General features: G+C 35.0%; 17 protein-coding genes. 10 read left to right on the forward strand and 7 right to left on the reverse strand.

The window, feature by feature from the left end; genetic code table 11:
* Nucleotides 1–159: 159 nt before the first annotated feature.
* From ACXYMZ_RS11245 to pdxR, 4 genes are all read right to left on the reverse strand, one after another.
* Nucleotides 160–1620: an Msr family ABC-F type ribosomal protection protein gene (locus ACXYMZ_RS11245; RefSeq protein WP_458948496.1), complete on the reverse strand. Its 1461-nt coding sequence runs from the start codon at nt 1618–1620 to the stop codon at nt 160–162.
* 464 nt (nt 1621–2084) lie between these two features.
* Nucleotides 2085–2756: a hypothetical protein gene (locus tag ACXYMZ_RS11250; protein ID WP_458948497.1), complete on the reverse strand. Its 672-nt coding sequence runs from the start codon at nt 2754–2756 to the stop codon at nt 2085–2087.
* A 135-nt stretch (nt 2757–2891) separates the two neighbouring features.
* Nucleotides 2892–3377: a Dps family protein gene (locus ACXYMZ_RS11255; RefSeq protein ID WP_458948498.1), complete on the reverse strand. Its 486-nt coding sequence runs from the start codon at nt 3375–3377 to the stop codon at nt 2892–2894.
* A gap of 116 nt (nt 3378–3493) precedes the next feature.
* A complete protein-coding gene (gene pdxR / locus ACXYMZ_RS11260; protein WP_458948499.1) occupies nt 3494–4891 on the reverse strand; it encodes a MocR-like pyridoxine biosynthesis transcription factor PdxR in 1398 nt (465 codons plus the stop codon).
* 123 nt (nt 4892–5014) lie between these two features.
* On the opposite strand from pdxR, the gene pdxS reads away from it, so the two are divergent.
* Nucleotides 5015–5899 carry a pyridoxal 5'-phosphate synthase lyase subunit PdxS gene (gene pdxS / locus ACXYMZ_RS11265; protein ID WP_458948500.1) on the forward strand — a complete coding sequence of 295 codons (885 nt, stop codon included), beginning with the start codon at nt 5015–5017 and terminating at the stop codon, nt 5897–5899.
* A 181-nt stretch (nt 5900–6080) separates the two neighbouring features.
* Here pdxS and ACXYMZ_RS11270 read toward each other — a convergent pair whose 3' ends face one another.
* Nucleotides 6081–6965: a LysR family transcriptional regulator gene (locus ACXYMZ_RS11270; protein ID WP_458948501.1), complete on the reverse strand. Its 885-nt coding sequence runs from the start codon at nt 6963–6965 to the stop codon at nt 6081–6083.
* Between the two features lie 136 nt (nt 6966–7101).
* On the opposite strand from ACXYMZ_RS11270, the gene ACXYMZ_RS11275 reads away from it, so the two are divergent.
* From ACXYMZ_RS11275 to ACXYMZ_RS11310, 8 genes are all read left to right on the forward strand, one after another.
* A complete protein-coding gene (locus tag ACXYMZ_RS11275; protein ID WP_458948502.1) occupies nt 7102–8070 on the forward strand; it encodes a DMT family transporter in 969 nt (322 codons plus the stop codon).
* Nucleotides 8071–8193: 123 nt separating this feature from the next.
* A complete protein-coding gene (locus tag ACXYMZ_RS11280) occupies nt 8194–8481 on the forward strand; it encodes a (4Fe-4S)-binding protein (protein WP_458948503.1) in 288 nt (95 codons plus the stop codon).
* Nucleotides 8481–8762, forward strand: coding sequence for a GNAT family N-acetyltransferase (locus tag ACXYMZ_RS11285; protein ID WP_458948504.1), 282 nt, complete (start codon nt 8481–8483; stop codon nt 8760–8762). Before ACXYMZ_RS11280 ends, ACXYMZ_RS11285 begins: the two co-directional genes overlap by 1 nt.
* Before the next feature lie 257 nt (nt 8763–9019).
* The gene (locus ACXYMZ_RS11290) at nt 9020–9955 is read left to right on the forward strand and encodes a ring-cleaving dioxygenase (RefSeq protein WP_458948505.1); all 936 of its coding nucleotides are present in this window, start codon (nt 9020–9022) and stop codon (nt 9953–9955) included.
* Nucleotides 9956–10072: 117 nt separating this feature from the next.
* Nucleotides 10073–10792, forward strand: coding sequence for an EAL domain-containing protein (locus ACXYMZ_RS11295; RefSeq protein ID WP_458948506.1), 720 nt, complete (start codon nt 10073–10075; stop codon nt 10790–10792).
* Between the two features lie 39 nt (nt 10793–10831).
* Entirely contained in the window at nt 10832–12103 is a 1272-nt protein-coding gene (locus ACXYMZ_RS11300; protein WP_458948507.1) for a diguanylate cyclase domain-containing protein, read from the forward strand.
* 45 nt (nt 12104–12148) lie between these two features.
* Entirely contained in the window at nt 12149–13657 is a 1509-nt protein-coding gene (locus ACXYMZ_RS11305) for a methyl-accepting chemotaxis protein (protein WP_458948508.1), read from the forward strand.
* A gap of 50 nt (nt 13658–13707) precedes the next feature.
* Nucleotides 13708–14622, forward strand: coding sequence for a chemotaxis protein (locus ACXYMZ_RS11310; protein ID WP_458948509.1), 915 nt, complete (start codon nt 13708–13710; stop codon nt 14620–14622).
* A 37-nt stretch (nt 14623–14659) separates the two neighbouring features.
* Here ACXYMZ_RS11310 and ACXYMZ_RS11315 read toward each other — a convergent pair whose 3' ends face one another.
* Together ACXYMZ_RS11315 and ACXYMZ_RS11320 are read right to left on the reverse strand one after the other, a co-directional pair.
* Nucleotides 14660–15241, reverse strand: a complete 582-nt coding sequence (locus tag ACXYMZ_RS11315) for a VanZ family protein (RefSeq protein WP_458948510.1) — start codon at nt 15239–15241, stop codon at nt 14660–14662.
* A 19-nt stretch (nt 15242–15260) separates the two neighbouring features.
* On the reverse strand, nt 15261–16235 hold the full coding sequence (locus ACXYMZ_RS11320; protein ID WP_458948511.1) for an MBL fold metallo-hydrolase: 975 nt from the start codon (nt 16233–16235) through the stop codon (nt 15261–15263).
* A gap of 291 nt (nt 16236–16526) precedes the next feature.
* Here ACXYMZ_RS11320 and ACXYMZ_RS11325 point away from each other — a divergent pair, with 291 nt between their 5' ends.
* Nucleotides 16527–18023, forward strand: a complete 1497-nt coding sequence (locus ACXYMZ_RS11325) for an amidase (RefSeq protein WP_458948512.1) — start codon at nt 16527–16529, stop codon at nt 18021–18023.
* Nucleotides 18024–18249 lie beyond the last annotated feature (226 nt).

Consider the following 18249-nt stretch of genomic DNA (forward strand, 5'->3'; position numbering starts at 1 on the left):
CGTCTAACTGTAAATAAATCCCAAATGGATGGAGCCACCTTTAATAGGGTATTTAGTTTTTTGGCTCTTTTAGAAAAAAGTTAGTAACTGAAAATTCAAACTATATTAATGCAACACTAGTGAAGCTAACTATTGTGTTTAATAGTTAGCTTGTGCATTTTAGATTTGATAAATAGTTTTGTTCTCTGGATCAATTTTAAAAACAATATCTGCTGTATGATTAATAAAAGTCTTATCATGGGAAATGAAAATCACGGTTCCTTCATATCCTAAGATGAATTGTTCTAGTGCTTCTAACGCGTGAATATCTAGGAAGTTTGTCGGTTCATCTAATAAGAGAATATTGTATTCTCCGAGAAATAATTCACATAGCTTTAAGCGAATAATTTCACCACCACTTAGATTGTTAAGCTGCTTTTTCAAGTCTGTTCCCGTAAATAGCATCCTGTGTAAAACACTTCGTAAAAAGCCTTCTGGTTGATCAAATTTTTTACGCATGTACTGAATAATCGTTTCATCTGATATAAATTGATAGCTCATCTGATCGTAGAAACCAAACTTCACTTTTGGAGAGAGACTTAATCCGTCGCCACCTTTTTGAATATGGTGAAGCAAAGTGCTTTTGCCAGAACCATTTGGTCCAGTGATTGCTATCTTTTTACCGAGTGGAAACTGAAAATTAACATGATCAAGTAGTAGCTTATTGCCAACTGAAAGACTTAAATTCTCTGCCATAATCGGAAATTTGTTATGAAGAGCAAGTGCTTTTGACTGGTGAAAAACAATTTCATTCTCTACTTTAATAGCTGCAACATCCTCAAGATTATCTATTCTTTGCTCGATAGATTTTGCTGCCCGATAAATTCCTTTTTGTGACGTTCCTTTTGATTTTGATTTACCCAATCTACTTGGTTTTTCTTTTGCCTTTTGCTTTGACTTATTGTCATTGCCTAACATACTACTCGCTTTTTGAAGTTTTTCTTCAACAGCTTTTTCAAGTCGCTCTTTTTCTCTTATATAATTTTCATGTGCTTCTTTTTGCTGCCGAATCTCAAGTTTTTTCTGGGCTTCGTAAGCAGTGTAATTTCCGCTATATATTTTTACTTCTAAGTCAGATACTTCCCAAATCGTATCGACCAGTTCATCTAATAGATTTCGGTCATGACTGATTAATAGTAAGGCACCATAGTAATGTTTTAGTTGTTCGATAATAAAAGAAATGCCATCTTGATCAAGGTGAGTGGTTGGTTCGTCAATTAGCAGCGCTTCATAATAAGTTGAAAAAAGTTCAGCAAGCTTGAGTTTTGTCTGTTCACCTCCACTTGCATTTTCACCAATCGATGAAATGCCGAGTTTGGATAGAAGCATTCCATCTGCATTTTTTTCTGTTGGATTTTCCATTTGTTTAAAAATTCCTGGTTTCGTGTAGCGATTGATCTTTCCACTATTCGGTTCGATCTCGCCTGAAAGAAGTCGAAGTAATGTACTTTTTCCAGCACCGTTTTTACCGACAATTCCAATCCGATCGAATTGATGTACCGCTAAGTGATCAATATTAATAATTTCTTTATCTAAAAACTTTATTTTTACTTTTCTTATATCAAAAAGGATATTTTCCATTATAACTACCTCCGAAAATTTAATTTTTCGTATCGGTAGCAAAACCGATACAAGCTTTGCGTGTTAGCAGTTGCTTGTATCAATAGAATAATAATGTCATCATGTTTGTTCTCCTCCATTTAAGTCGCAGGTGTGCCTGTGAAATGCAAAAAAGGAAGAAACAAAAAAAGACACTAAATAATCAGTGTCTTTAATAAACGTATCTTTTCATGATGGAAGATTACTAAAATAGACAGACTATTCCCTTTGAGCTGCTTCACAAGCAGACCTTTGATCGTATTTATTTACGAATTCAAAGTTGGGAAACGCAATCTCATGAGTAATCAACCCTCCTAAAGTTTTAATTAATTAAATTATATCTAATAAACAGGGAGGTTGTCAATCGATGATGGGATGGTTGGATAATATATTAGAAGATAACCTTGAAGTGAATAACAGTAAGAATAATTAATAAAAAGAAAAGATTAAATTCCACGCTTTAACATACGGATGTCTGCCTCATGTTCTAATGAGCGAAAAGATAGTGTCTCTAAAACTTTTCCCTGTCTTTCTTGATTAACTTTAATCTCTTGGACTTCTTCCAATATTGTGCTAACGTGTAACCCAATTGTTTCAAGTGTAGCATTTGTTTCTTCTTTCCATTCAGCCATCTCATGTCTCCACTCAGTTACTTCATTTTTCCAGTCGCTAACTTCTTCTTTCCACTCAGTTACTTCGTTTTTCCAGTCGCTAACTTCTTCTTTCCACTCAGTTACTTCGTTTTTCCAGTCGCTAACTTCTTCTTTCCACTCAGTTACTTCGTTTTTCCAGTCGCTAACTTCTTCTTTCCACTCAGACACTTCATTTTTCCAGTCGCTGACTTCTTCTTTCCACTCCGTCATCTCATGTTTCCACTCAGACACTTCGTTTTTCCAGTCGTTGACTTCTTCTTTCCACTCAGACACTTCATTTTTCCAGTCGCTGACTTCTTCTTTCCACTCCGTCATCTCATGTCTCCACTCAGACACTTCGTTTTTCCAGTCGTTAACTTCGTTTCTCCATTCCGTCACTTCATTTTTCCATTCATGTAATACTTGCATTTCATTTTTAACGTCTTTAACTTCCGATAAAATTTCCTGCAATAATAGTTCAGACATTTTCTGCACCTCCTTTTAATAGATTGAATATATTATAAGCTACTTCGGTTAAAAATAATAGTTTAAAAATAAAAATTGCACATATAATGAGTCTCATAAAGCTCTCATTATACGTGCAATAATTGTTGTCAAAAATTATTCAGTTGCATCTTTTCCAAGAAAGGCTTGGAGCATCCAAATCGTTAATTCAACACTCTCTTTATAGCCAATAAGTAAATCTTCTGTAACAGTGTCATTCTCTTTTCCAGCTAAGTCGATTCCGCGATTCGTAATGTCACGGATGGTACGGTAATCTTCCACAAGATTCTCTACCATTTTCTCTGCTGATATTTTTTTATCATAAACATTCTCTTCAATGGAGGCATGCTCCAAATACTCACCTAATGTTGAGTATGGCTTTTCCCCAAGTGCAATTAGTCGCTCAGCTAATGCATCGAAGTTTGCTGTTACGTCATTGTAGAGCTCTTCGAATTTAGCGTGAAGTGTATAGAATTTAGGGCCTTGAACATACCAGTGATATTGATGTAATTTTACATATAAAACTCCTAAGTTCGCTACAATATGGTTTGTCATCGAAGCTGCAGAAGCGTGATGTTGAATGTGTGAGTGTTCCATTGCCATTAAAAAATCTCTCCTTTTTAATAATTAATTTCCGAATGTGTATATTCTTTCTTATAAGATAAGTATACCCTAATGAATGCGGTTAAAACATGAATGTTCTTTTACAATCGACTCCATTATTCTATTTCCCAGCTTATTAATAATGCCTGGATTGCTTCTGGTAAGGTCGCTTCCGGAATGCCGGCAAAGCCTAAAATAAAGATAGGATGCTTTTCTTCATGATTTTCTAGTAAATAGATGGAAAGTGGATAGACCTTAATATTTTTCTTGGTAGCAAGTTCAAGTAATTCTTGTTCACTACGATTTATTTTTACTTTTATAACAAGATGAAAGCCAGATAAATCTCCTATAATTTCAATTTTGTCTTGAAAAGGTTGAATCAATTCTAGGGTTAGATTCATCTTTCTCCGATATACTTTACGCATCCGGTTCAAATGTTTTTCAAATTCGCCATCTTTCATAAAGTGAGCGAGCATATGTTGATCAATTCTAGAGACAGAACACTGGAAAAAAGAGAGCTTTTCCTTATATTGCTTCATTAACTGATTCGGCAACACCATGTAGCTAATACGTAAAGAGGGGATGAGTGATTTTGAGAAACTTCCTAAATAAATTACCTTTCCATTCTTATCCATGCTTTGTAAGGAAGGAATTGATTTCCCTTCATAACGAAATTCACTGTCATAATCATCCTCGATAATATATCGATTATTTTCAACGCTTGCCCAGTTCAGTAATTTAATTCTTCGATTTGCTGAAAGGATAGACCCATACGGGAAATGACGGGAAGGAGTTACATAAACAATATCAGGATTCTTTATTTCGAGATTTTCTATTTTTACTCCTTTACCGTCAACTTCTAATGGAAATACACTGTTATGATAATTTTTTAGAATCCTTGAGATAGCATGATACCCAGGGTCTTCCACCCCATAAGATTTATTTTCCCCGAGTAAAATAATCAACTGTTGCAATAAAGTTTCTACTCCAGCACCGAGAATAATATCTTCAGCAGTTGCTTGAACACCGCGGGATTGATAGATATACTGGGCAATCTCTTCCCGAAGTAGTTTTTCACCCTGCCAATCCCCCATAAGAAGGAGTGATTGATTGTCTTTATCGATTATTTTTCTAGCGTATTTTCGCCATGTATCAAAGGGAAAATGTTCGGTATCAATACGGCTAGGATGAAAATTATATTCGATTTTTGTAACATTCTCTTCTTCCATAGAAGGATATCGAATTGGTGAAGTGTATTCTAAATCTTCATGTGCTAAAACAAAGAAACCTTTTCTAGGAACCCCTTCAATATATCCTTCTGCGACAAGTTGATCATAGGCTTGTTCAATTGTATTTTGACTAATCAGAAGAAATTTGGAGAGCTTTCTTTTTGATGGTAATTTCGTCCCGTAAGCTATTCGACTTTCCATAATTTCTGTTTTTATAAATGTATATAATTGTTCGTAAAGTGGTATTTCACTTTTACGGTCAAGGTTGCAAGTAAGTATTTCCATAAAATTTCTCCTTTGTTGACCCTGTCGAATTATATAAAACTGACACTTTCGTTAGTGTCACCTATTCTTTATAATAAATTAAAATTAGAATTAATCAATAAAAATTTGAATGGAGTGTTGGGAATGGGAGTAGTAACAGCGGTAGATAAAGAAAAGACATTAGAAAAAATTAAAGCTGGCGGCGTGATTATGGACGTGGTCAATGCAGAACAAGCGCGTATTGCTGAAGCTAGTGGAGCAATCGCAGTCATGGCTCTTGAACGCGTTCCTTCTGATATTAGAGCTGCTGGTGGAGTTGCCCGCATGGCTGACCCTCGTATTATAGAAGAAGTAATGGGAGCAGTTTCTATTCCAGTTATGGCAAAAGCACGTATTGGACATATTGTTGAAGCACGTGTGCTGGAAAGTATGGGTGTTGATTTTCTTGATGAGAGTGAAGTACTTACACCTGCTGATGAAGAGTTCCATCTATTAAAAAGTGATTTTACAGTACCATTTGTTTGCGGGTGTAGAGATTTGGGTGAAGCATCACGAAGAATCGGAGAGGGTGCTTTAATGCTCCGTACAAAAGGGGAACCAGGCACTGGCAATATTGTAGAAGCAGTTCGCCATATGCGTAAGGTGCAAGCGCAAGTACGTAAAGTAGTTATGATGAACGAGGATGAATTAATGACTGAAGCTAAACTTCTCGGTGCGTCTTATGAGGTGTTAAAACAAATTAAGGAAGCAGGCAGATTACCTGTAGTAAATTACGCAGCTGGTGGTGTTGCAACTCCTTCAGATGCTGCACTCATGATGGAACTAGGAGCAGATGGTGTTTTCGTTGGATCAGGAATTTTCAAGTCTGAAAATCCAGAGAAATTTGCTCGTGCGATTGTTCAAGCAACTGCTAATTACCAAGATTATGCGCTAATTGCAGCGTTATCTAAAGAGATAGGTACAGCAATGAAAGGAATTGAGATTTCTACGTTGAGGGAAGAGGAAAGAATGCAGGATCGTGGCTGGTAAATTGCGTTGGTTGGCGTTGAATCCCGATATATTCGGATAAATCCTGATATGGACACAACTTATCCCGATACTGTCACAATTAATCCCGATATGGACACAACTTTTCCCGACATCGTCACATATTATCAAGAAAAAATAAAAAGTTGGTTGCCACATGAAAAATGGCAACCAACTTTTCTATTTAAAAATTATCTACTTTATATGCTGCTACTTGATTATTCTCTCTTTCGATTGTTTCAATGAATCGCTCAAGAGTTGTTGTGAGAAAACTATCCGCACGTCGAATGAAAACAGTTGTTATATTACTATATTCTTTAGGCAACGTATGCGTATGAATAAGATTACTTTCTTCTAAATGAGCTACAGAAGAGCGAGGAACAAAGGCAATACCTAACCCAACAACCACACTACGCAAAATTGTTTCTAATGTCCCAAACTCCATCATCTTATGAGGAATAAGTTGTTGATCATTAAACCAAGTTTCTAGACGGCTTCTATATCCACAACCTTTAGAGAAACACAAAATAGGATCTTTCATTAATCTATCCATTGGCGACGTATCTTTACTAGAAATCAAAACAAGTTCTTCTTCGAATACATCTTGTGCAATAATTTCTGGTGAGAATTTTGCCTTTGTTACGAAGGCTCCGTCTAGTTTATGACTCAAAACTTTTTCTTCGAGTTTTTCCGTGACCCCTGAAAACAGGGAAAGTTCCACGTTCTGATATTGTTTATCGAAGGTAGCTAATATATTTGGAAGCTGAAAGACCGTTTCGATTGTTCCGATTTCTAATTTCCCTGCAGGTTCACTTTTGCTTTGTACCGCTTTTTTCATTTCATTTGTTAAAGCCATTATTTTTTCACTATAAGATAGTAACTTCTTTCCTTCAGGTGTCAAAGTCATCCCTCGGCGGTGTCGATTAAATAAAGGAGTATTCATTTCTTTTTCCAATTTCTTTATTCGAGAGGTTATATTTGATTGCACATAATTTAATTCCTTTGCAGCTTCTGTGATGGTTCCTTTGTCTGCAACGACTTGAAAAATTTCTAAATCCTTAAACTCCATGTGATCCGTCCTTTACTATCTTGGTTCTTTTATGGTATCACTATTAATGATATAAGTCATCAATTATACTCATTTTACTTGATATCATAAAACTGGGATAATAAAGTCAGAATCTGGTAGAAGGAGAAAGGTAAAATTGAAAAATAGTGCATTACTCGGAGCGTTCTTATGTTTTATTGCGGCAGCTTCATGGGGAGCAATGTTTCCTGTCGCGCATTCAGCTTTTAAACATATTGATCCATTTTATTTTACAATCATCCGTTACGGTTTTGTAACGTTAATCTTAGTCGCATTGTTATTATGGAAAGAGGGGAAGAAAGCATTCCGTCTCGAAGGTAAAGGAAAGCAATTATGGTTTTTCGGAACGATGGCATTCACGGTCTATAACCTCTTAATTTTCTGGGGAGAGGACCTATTGGGAGAGCCGGGTGTTATGATCGCTTCAATTATGGAAGCATTAATGCCGATGATTTCAATTGTAATTGTATCTATTATATATAAAAGATTTCCACATAAAATCACATTATTTTTCGTGCTAATAGCTTTTGTCGGAGCGATTTTAGTAATTACAAAAGGCGATATCCAAATTTTCTTTCGTGCCACGGATAATATGATTCCATCGTTAATGATTTTCATTGCGGTTGTTGGGTGGGTTATTTATACAATGGGAGGTTCATCATTTCCAGGTTGGTCGGCCTTAAGGTATTCTGCTATGAGTTGTTTACTTGGTACGATAACTGCTGGTGTAGTAGTTGTTTTCACTACGTTTACAGGTTATATATCTGTACCGACATTGGAAGTAGTTGCAATTACAAGCCCGCATTTATTATTTATGATTGTATTCCCTGGAGTTATAGCACTTCTAGGGTGGAATATAGGAGTAAACATACTTTCTCCTTTAAACGCGTTACTATTTATTAACTTTGTTCCAATTACGACACTAACAATCTCAATTGTTCAAGGGAACACTGTTACAGGTTATGACGTGATGGGTACTATTCTGATCATCATATCTTTAATCGGTAATAATATATTCCTAAGAACTTTAGAGAAAAGAAAAGCGACGAGACGATCTCGAACGGAAATGGTGGAACAATCATATTAAATGAAAATAACAAAAGGACCTCCTAAAAGTGGAGGTTCTTTTATTATGGTGCTATCTAGTTATAATATTTTGGCGAAATGTCAATAAATGCTATACTTAAAAAAACTGTTGGGAGGGATTCTAATGAATGAGAAAGAACTCCTGGAGAATGGTTATCGGAAGTATACAGGAGAGAAGATCGATGTTTTTTTCAATAAGACTACATGTGTTCATTCGGGAAATTGTGTAAATGGTAATCCAGATGTATTTGATACTAAAAGGAGACCATGGATACTTGCAGACGGAGCAGAAGCTGGAGAAGTGGCAAGGGTAATAGATACTTGTCCATCAGGTGCACTTAAGTATATTTTTAGTGGACAAACACAAGCAATGCCTCAAAAAGACCTAATGGAGAAAGAAGGACATGCATAATGAGCTATCAATTTGAAGAAGAAACAAGTAGATTTGTTGTTAAAGATGCAAGTGGAAACGAAGCAGGTGAAGTAACATACACTCGTGCTGGTGACAATTTATTAATTATTGATCATACTGGAGTAGACCCAGAACACCGTGGACAAGGTTTAGCAGAACAACTAGTTGCCAAGGTAGTCGAAAAAGCAAAGAAGGAAGATGTTAAAATTATGCCACTTTGCCCATTTGCTAAAAAACAATTTGAAGAAAAAGAAGAGTATAAAGCAGTAGAACATAAATAATTAAATACAAATGACCTTTTGGATAAATACTATATTCAAAAGGTCTTTTTTTATCATACGCATGAAATATAAATACGCATTACATGGATTGGTCAAGATGCTAGAAAACCCTAAAAACATACTCAGAACAAATATCACCATCCATAAATAACTTTTAAAAAAAGTTGACAAAATAAAATGAATAGGTTAAGATATACTTAATTAAAGATATTGTAATTAAATATAAATTAATTACAAATAAAAAGGAGAATAATAAAATGAAAACTGCAGGTATTCATCACATTACGGCGATAGTTGGTCATCCACAGGAAAACGCGGATTTTTATGGAGGAGTTCTAGGACTCCGATTAGTTAAGAAAACAGTGAACTTTGACGATCCAGGCACATATCATTTATATTTCGGTGACGGTGGAGGAAAACCAGGAACAATCATCACATTTTTCCCTTGGGTAAATGCTTACCAAGGAAAAATTGGCGGAGGACAAGTAGGAGTGACAACATATGTTATTCCAGTAGGAGCAATGGATTTCTGGAGAAAAAGATTAGAGAAATTTAATATAAAATATACAGATTCGGAACGTTTTGGTGAACATTATTTAGAAATTGACGATGTGCATGGATTAAAATTAGAGCTAGTAGAACGTGAAGAAGGTGAACTGAATAACTGGTCTCATGCGGATATCACACCAGAAGTTGCCATAAAAGGATTCGGTGGTGCAATTTTATTTTCGACAAATCCTGAAAAAACAAAAGATACGCTTGTAGAGACAATGGGGTTAGAATTCGTTGGTGAAGAAAATGATTTACTTCGTTTTAAATCTCACGGAGATATTGGTAACATTATCGATGTCAAAAAAACACCTATGGGCCGAGGGCGAATGGGTGTAGGCACAGTTCATCATATTGCATGGCGTGCTAAAGACGATGCTGATCAGTTAGCTTGGAAGAACCATGCTACCAAGCAAGGGTTTTTAGTAACTCCTGTTCAAGATCGTAATTACTTCAATGCAATCTATTTCAAAGAACATGGAGAGATACTATTTGAAATTGCAACAGACCCACCAGGTTTTGCTCATGACGAATCACATGAAACAATGGGAGAAGAGTTGAAGTTGCCGGCACAATATGAAAGTCGCAGAGAGCAATTAGAAGAAACGCTTATTCCAATAGAAATTAAAAACCTTGATAAGTAGGCTTAGAATATATAAGTAATAATTTTCAATGCATGATTAGCTAAAATTCAAGTTAATCATGCATTTTTACTGTATAATATATAGTATAAAAGTAATAGGAAAGAAGGTAAGTGGAACATGGAGAAACAGCAGACAATTATGGATTTAGATTTTTACCATGTCATTCAACCAATTATCGATATTAAGAATAATCATATATTCGGTTACGAAATGTTATTACGTTCTAATGAAATTAAGAATCCAGAACTACTTTTTCAATATGCTGAACAAGAAGATTTGTTATTTGATCTTGATATGCACTCCATTCAAAAAGCTTTTGAGGCTATCAATCTATCAACATCCGATTTAGAAGGATTACATATATTTATAAATATTCATCCCTCTACAGTTAGAAATCCGATAACGTTGAGTCAATTATCTAAACTCAAAGCAGATATGAAATTAGAAAGCGGTAAAATTGTTTTTGAAATAACAGAAGCAAAAAAAGAGGCAGAATTAATGATGTGCCAAAATATGATTGTTAATTTAAAAAACGAAGACTTTTTAATTGCGTTAGATGATTTAGGTAAAGGAGATTCTACTATCCCTTATATTATAGAGCTTGAACCCCATGTAGTTAAAATAGATCGCTATTTTTCAGAAGGTTTAGCAAAGTCTACAAGAAAACAGAAGGTTGTCGAGTCGCTTATTAAACTTTTTAGTGATGAAACAATGTATATATTAGAAGGTATTGAAACTGAAGCTGATTTGGAAAAAGCTAGAGAACTTGGTGTTCGTTATGTTCAAGGATTTTATCTTGGCAAACCAGAATCATTCGAACATTATTTAAATCAATAACGTAACCAAACAAATCTATAAAAGATAAGGGTGAAGAGAATGCTTCATACATTTGGAGGAGATATTGATCAAGAGGTTTTAGATTTAATTTGGAACAATACTGCAGATGCTATTTTTACAATTTGTCATGATGGTTCGATAAGAAATGTTAATCCATCATTTGAAGAAATGCTAGGCTGGAATATTGAAGAACTGAAAGATAATACATTTCCACCTTTCATTATCGATATGACAGAAGAGCAACATAGGAAATTCATCGAGCAACTAGAGATGGGGAATAATTATCCATACTCTGTAGTAAAAAGAGAAACAAAAAACGGAGAGACCTTAGACATCCTTGCATCTTATCGTTCTGTTAATAAAGGAGATATCCTAGCCGTTGCTATGTATAAAGATTTTACTGGACAAATGTATATTCAAGACAAGTTGGAAGAAAGTGAACATAATTATCGTACACTTGTTGAGCATTTACCAGAGGCTGTAATCAAACAACGTTATGACAAAATAGAATTTATTAACTCAGCTGGTGTTGAGTTATTTGGACAACGTTCTAAAGATGATATTATCGGTAAAACAATCTGGGATTTCTTTGAAAGTATCGAACGCAAGGAAATTGACCATATGATTGCTCAAGCATGTAAAAAGAGTACATTTGAAAATAATACATTCGTAGGGAAGTTAAAAAGAATAGATGGGGAAAAAGTTTGGACGGAAATAAAAATAATCCCGATTGGAAGCAAAGAGGACCCCGATATCCAAATAGTTATACGCAACGTAACAGAAAGAAAAAATTATGAGTCAAAATTAGAGTACTTAGCTTATCATGATCCACTAACAGGACTTAAGAATCGCAGAATATTTACCGATATGGTAAATGAGAGTATTGAAGAAATAATAGAAACCAAAGAAAAACTAGCAATGATGTACATCGATATGGACAATTTTAAAGAAGTAAACGATGAATATGGACATGATGTTGGTGATCAATTACTGCAACACTTTGCTGAACGATTAAAGAATTCCGTTCGAAAAGATGACATTCTGTGTCGTGTAGGTGGAGATGAATTTCTAGCTTTACTCCGAAACGTAAAAGATAAAACTCAGATTTCTCGAACAGCCGAACGAATGATTGATACATTTCAAGAACCATACGAAATTAATGGTTTAACTCTTCATATTACAGCAAGTATTGGTATCTCTATCCTTCCAGATAATACCAGCGAAACGAAGTCATTGATTTTCCGAGCAGACGAGGCTTTATATAAAGCAAAAGAACAAAGAAATCAGTATCTATTTTATTCTGAAAACTAACTAGAAATTCATAAATCATTAGTAGACGAGAGAGGCGAATTAGATTTGTTTAAATTAAAAAGAAATACGGATATTAATCTTTTAATTAATGAGCTAGAACAAATGGAGCAAGTGCCGCAGCAGGAAGAGATCTATTATAATCAAATCTCCTTAAAGCCAGAGAGTGATGAGATGAAAGAACTAGTAGATTCTATGAATAAATATATTCGTAACATGCAGGAGAAATATATTAAACTTTATGAGAAATATCAAATTGTAACAGAATTAAATAATATTGGCACATGGGATTTAGAAATTAAGAATGGTGAGCCTACAGAGAATAATATTTATAATGATATCTTTAGACATGCCTTAGGATATGAGGACGAGAATGATTTTCCGAACAAATTTAAAAGCTGGTATGATTCTGTAGCACCTGATGAAGCGAATGAAGTAACAAAGGCATTTGAAGAACATTATGATAAAGATTTACAGAAAGACTATAATATAGAGTTTAAAAGTGTTAAGAAAGATGGCTCCATTGAATGGTTTCATGGGAAGGCAGACACATTAAGGAACGAATTGGGTGAACCTTACCGAAATGTTGGAACGCTAGTAAATATCCATGAAAATAAATTAAATGCTATTCGAGTTCAGAACTTATTATCTCGACTCGAGCTTATAGAAAAATCACTAAGTTATAGTGTTTCAACTTTAGAGGGTTCATGGGGAATGGACCTACAAGCAGAACAAGTTGAAAATAAATTATGGTTTTCACCACAATTCAAGCGATTAGTTGGCTTAGATGATGAAGCAAGTATTTATGAACTTGATGCATGGATGGATCTCATTGTAAGTGATGAAAGAGAACAAGTAAAAGATACAATTAATAATTTCTTATACAATCAAACAAATCAACTAGACTTAGAAATTAAGTTCCAAATGGAAACAAGTCCTAGTAACCCTCGCTGGTTTACAATGTTATTAACCGTCGTACGTGATGTAAATGGGAATGCAACATTGTTGTCAGGCTTATTGCGTGATATAAACCATGAAATTGAACGCCAATTATATGACGACCGTATAGAAAGCGAAATGGATGATTTTACAAATTTACTAAGTGAACTTACAGGAAATATAAGAAGTAATACGAATGAAGCAACTGAAATTGCTAAAGAACATGAAGTAACCACAAGGTCTGCTGATGAAGCAAAAGCATGCATTGATTTGACGAAATCAATAACTGATTTGATTAAAAATATATCCACGCAAACAAATTTATTAGGTCTGAATGCATCGATAGAAGCTGCACGTGCTGGAGAACAAGGAAAAGGTTTTAGTGTTGTTGCATCGGAAGTACAAAAACTCTCGCTTAATACAGCTGAAGCAGTAGAGCAAATTGAAAAAATATTAGAGGATATCAGTGACGCCGTACTTAATATCGTAACTAGTATTAATAATATGAGTGATAAAATCCAATCACAAGCCGTTGTCACAGAAGAAATTAATGCTACCACAGACCATATTAATGTGATGTCAGGTAAATTACTCGAATTAATGAAGGAAATTAATTAGACAGAAATTGAGATTCTAGAACGATCAAACTAAAACTTAGGAGACGTATAATGAACGAAAAAAGAGAAGGTATCTTATTACAGAGTGGAACAAATGAACTTGAAATAATTCTGTTTGAATTAGGGGACGAATGCTTTGCGATTAACGTACTAAAAACGAGAGAAATTATTACACCAATGCCAATTACTAGAATCCCTAACTCCTCAGAGTATGTAGAAGGAATCATTCATTTACGTGGCGATATTTTACCTGTCGTCGATCTAGCTGGGATTATCGGAGCACCGACATCTGAAAAACCTGAAAACGATAAATTTATCGTAGCAGAAATGAATCAAACAAAAATTGCATTTCGGGTACATGGGATCAGACAGATCAGTCGTATATCATGGGAAGAAATCGAGAAGCCATCAGAACTTGCTGCAGGTAGCCAACCATATGCCACAGGAATTATTAAGTTACGTGACGAAACGCTAGCAATCTTCTTAGATATTGAAAAAATTATTGTGGAAATTAATCCAGAGCTAGGTGGGAACGTGGAAAGTATTAAGACACTTGGAACTCGTGAACGATCACAGAAGAAAATTATAGCGGCTGAAGATTCGGGTGTTTTACGAGCTTTACTAAAAGATACGTTAAGTGAAGCTGGTTATGATAATGTTGTATTTTTCCAAAACGGAAAAGAAGCATGGAACCACTTAGAAGCTCTTGCTAATGATAAATCTGTTGATCCGAAAGAAAGTGTGCAACTGCTTTTAACAGACATTGAAATGCCGCAAATGGACGGACATCACTTAACATATAAGTTAAAACAAAACGCTAGATTAAGAGACATTCCCGTCGTGATTTTTTCTTCTCTAATTACGAACGATCTTTTCCATAAAGGAGAAAAAGTTGGAGCAAGTGCACAGGTGAGCAAACCGCAACTCGTTAACTTAGTGAAGGAAATTGATAAATATATTCTATAAAAAACATCCTTGGGCTATAAATGCTCAAGGATGTTTTTTATTTTATTTTGATGACACGAAGAAATAGTGGCGTCAATAAAAATCCGATACATACACCTAATAAATTTAAGATGAGATCATCGATATCTAAACTTCCACGCTTGGTTAGAAATTGCGTAAGTTCAATTCCACTGATGGCTAAAATAGGTATTAGAATCCGTAAAGGCCATGATTGTACGGTTAACATTAAAGCAATACCAAAAGGGATAAATAAGCCGATGTTCGCTGCAAGGTTATAAAAGGAAACAAGGAAACTAACATTCCCACTCAAGAATATGCTAATGGTAGAGAACGGAATCAAGTTGTAATTCTCATAAGTTTGCTCATTCGGCCTGAAAAACAAGAGAATAAGAAGGCAAACCGAATATGCCAATAGTAAAATCATTAGAATATATCTCGGAACTGTTATTGTTTGTTTCCAAAATAACAAAAGAATGAAACAAATGAAAGCTGTTAAACACATCCAAAGAACAACAATAACAATTGGATGCAAATATAAAAACAGATCCAAAAAGAACGGGAGACAAAGAAGAAAGATAAGCTGTGAAATTATAAAAGAGAAAATTATATTTTTGGACATGTATAAAGTCTCCTACCCTTTAGTGCGCTTTGTAATGCCAAATCCCATCGATCTCTTCTTTACTAATTCTTCCACTATCTTCTAGATAATCTAGAAAACCTAAGGCATCGCCCATAACGATAGGGAATATTTTTTCATATTTTACAGGATGTCTTTCTTTCACTATTTCACTCGCTGTCGTTCGTTCATTTTCAATTAATTTAAGAAAACTTTCCGATTTATTTTCTATTAAAGTGATTCTTTTTTTAGCTAGTGCGGCACCATCTTTAATTGGAATGCCATGGCCAGATAAAATAAGAGCAGGATTAAGATTCACAATCTTTTCCAATGACTGCAGATGTTCTTTTAATACAATTACCCGTTCCCCTTTAAATGGTGGTTCAATAAATGCACTCACTGTTTGATGCTCAATAATTAAATCTCCACCAAAGAGGATATCTTCCTCAGGGATGTAAAAAGCAATTTGATCTGATGCATGTCCTGGAATATGAATCACTTCAAAATCAAAAACTTTATCTTGCTGTATTTCATGCAGATTCCAATCGATAGCTGAAACTTCAACTGCCATCTGTTTTTTATACATGCTTTCTATTTTCTTTTGACCAAGGTCACCAGTATTTAATTTTATGTATAAATCTTTAAAAAATTGATAGCTCTTATAAAGATAAAATGGGTCTCTTTTTAATTTGGGACCAGCATGCGGGTGTATGTAAACTGGAATATCATGCTGCTCTCTGATTCGATAAACTAATCCAACATGGTCGATATGGTGATGAGTTAGCAAGATAGCATCTAAATCACTTAACTGATAACCATACTTTTGCAAGCTCGATTGAAAATATTCCCAAAAAATATCTTCATTATAACCAGCATCTATTAGAAAAAGTGATTCATTCCTCTCGACAAGATAGAAATTAATACTTTTTAATATATTTGGCACAGGTACCTCAATAGCAATGACCTTCGTTTTATCCGTATTGACAATAAGTGACAATTCTTTTTCAACTCCTCTTAATTATGTACAAGTATACAGCAAATTTAAAACTACAAACAACAATTGCGTTTTGTTATATTGCATGTTATTTAAATCTTACAACGTAAATGAATCAAAATTAGCTTCGGAAATATGAAGACTCCCGCGGAAATCGTAGTATATTTCCGAAGCTGGTTGACTACTCTATTAGGCATATATTTTAATAAACATCATAAAAAAGCGAAAATTTAGGAAAGACACACTAATCAATGTTAAGATAAAATTAGATAAATTGTACATAGAGGTGTAGGAATGAAAACAGAAGAATATTTACAGTTAGACGCAGTAGCAATGAGTGATTTATTAAAGAAAAAAGAAGTTACACCAAAAGAACTCACACTGTTAGCTTTGGAACAATTAGAAAAAGTTCAACCAACCCTAAATCTTGCGACAAGTATTCGTAAAGAAAAGGTCTTAGCTGAAGCCGAAAAAATAAATGTGATGGATAGCCCGTTTGCTGGAGTTCCAACCATGTTAAAGAACGTGTCACAAACCCTTCCAGGAGAGAAAATGACTTCGGGCTCCAAGATTCTAAAAGATAATATTGCAACTATTGAATCGAATTTTGTAAAAAGACTAAGAGAATCAGGATTTTTATTTCTAGGTCATACGAACACCCCAGAATTTGCATTAAAAAATATAACCGAACCAGCATTATATGGGCCAACAAGAAACCCATGGAATGTTGAGCATAGTCCTGGTGGTTCAAGTGGAGGAGCAGCTGCTGCAATTGCCTCAGGAGTGAGTCCAGTAGCTGGGGCAAGTGATGGTGGAGGGTCGATCCGAATTCCTGCTTCATTTACAGGTCTCGTAGGTTTGAAACCAACGCGTGGAAGAATGCCAGTTGGGCCAGGTTCTGGTCGTGACTGGCAAGGAGCTTCGATTAACTTTATGTTAAGTCGAACGGTTCGTGATACCGCCGCAATGCTTGATGAACTTCAAGTTTTCCAACCAGAAGCAGCTTTTCATGCACCGCTTTTTCCTGATAAATATTTAACTGCTATGAAAGCAGATATGAAAAAGCCGCTCCGAATTGCTTTTACAACAGAATCACCAGTAGGTACGTCAGTTTCTGACCATGCGAAAACTGCAGTGCGTAAAGTTGTTCATTGGCTGGAATCGGAAGGACATATTGTGGAAGAAAAAACAAATGATGTTGATGGCGTTCAGTTAATGAAAGATTATTATATGATGAATAGCGGAGAAATGACCATGACCGTAGCAACGATGGAAGCTGCATTTGGTCGCGAGTTTACCTCAGACGATATGGAGCTTGAAGGATGGCTATTACATGTAGCAGGAAAGTCTATCTCTGGAGCTGATTTTTCAAGAAGTCTTGCATCATGGGATGTAGCAGCTGCAAAGATGGCGAAGCTCCATGAAACATATGATTTTTACATAACACCGACGACTGCAGATGTTGCTCCGAAAATAGGACAGTTGGCAGTTATAGATGAGAAAAAGGAACAGTTATTACATGATATTAAGATTGCCAACCAAGCAGAGCAACAACAATTAATTTATGACATGTTTTTACCAAGTTTAACGTATACACCATTTGGAATGCTGACAAATCTTACAGGACAACCTGCGATATCACTACCAGTCTATGTATCTAATGAAGGATTGCCTTTAGGCGTACAAGTGATTGCAAATAAAGGTGAAGAACACCGACTACTACAGCTAGCCTATCAATTAGAACAAACAGATCACTGGATAGGCATGAACGGAAATCCGTATTTTCAGTAGCGGGTATTTCCTCAACACATTATAAGCAAGAGGAATTAAGTGAAGTGATTTTATTTATTCGATATTGACATAATTCGATTGCTAAACAAAGACAACGAAGAGCGTCTATGAAGATTCAATGACTTTCTATTCTTTTCCTACAAAATTCATTAATCTTCCTTTTACTTCATACCTGTTATTTTGTATAGTTAGAAGTATAAATATAACTTTTTTGTAGAATACTATG

This window comes from Oceanobacillus sp. CAU 1775 (genome assembly GCF_054482815.1).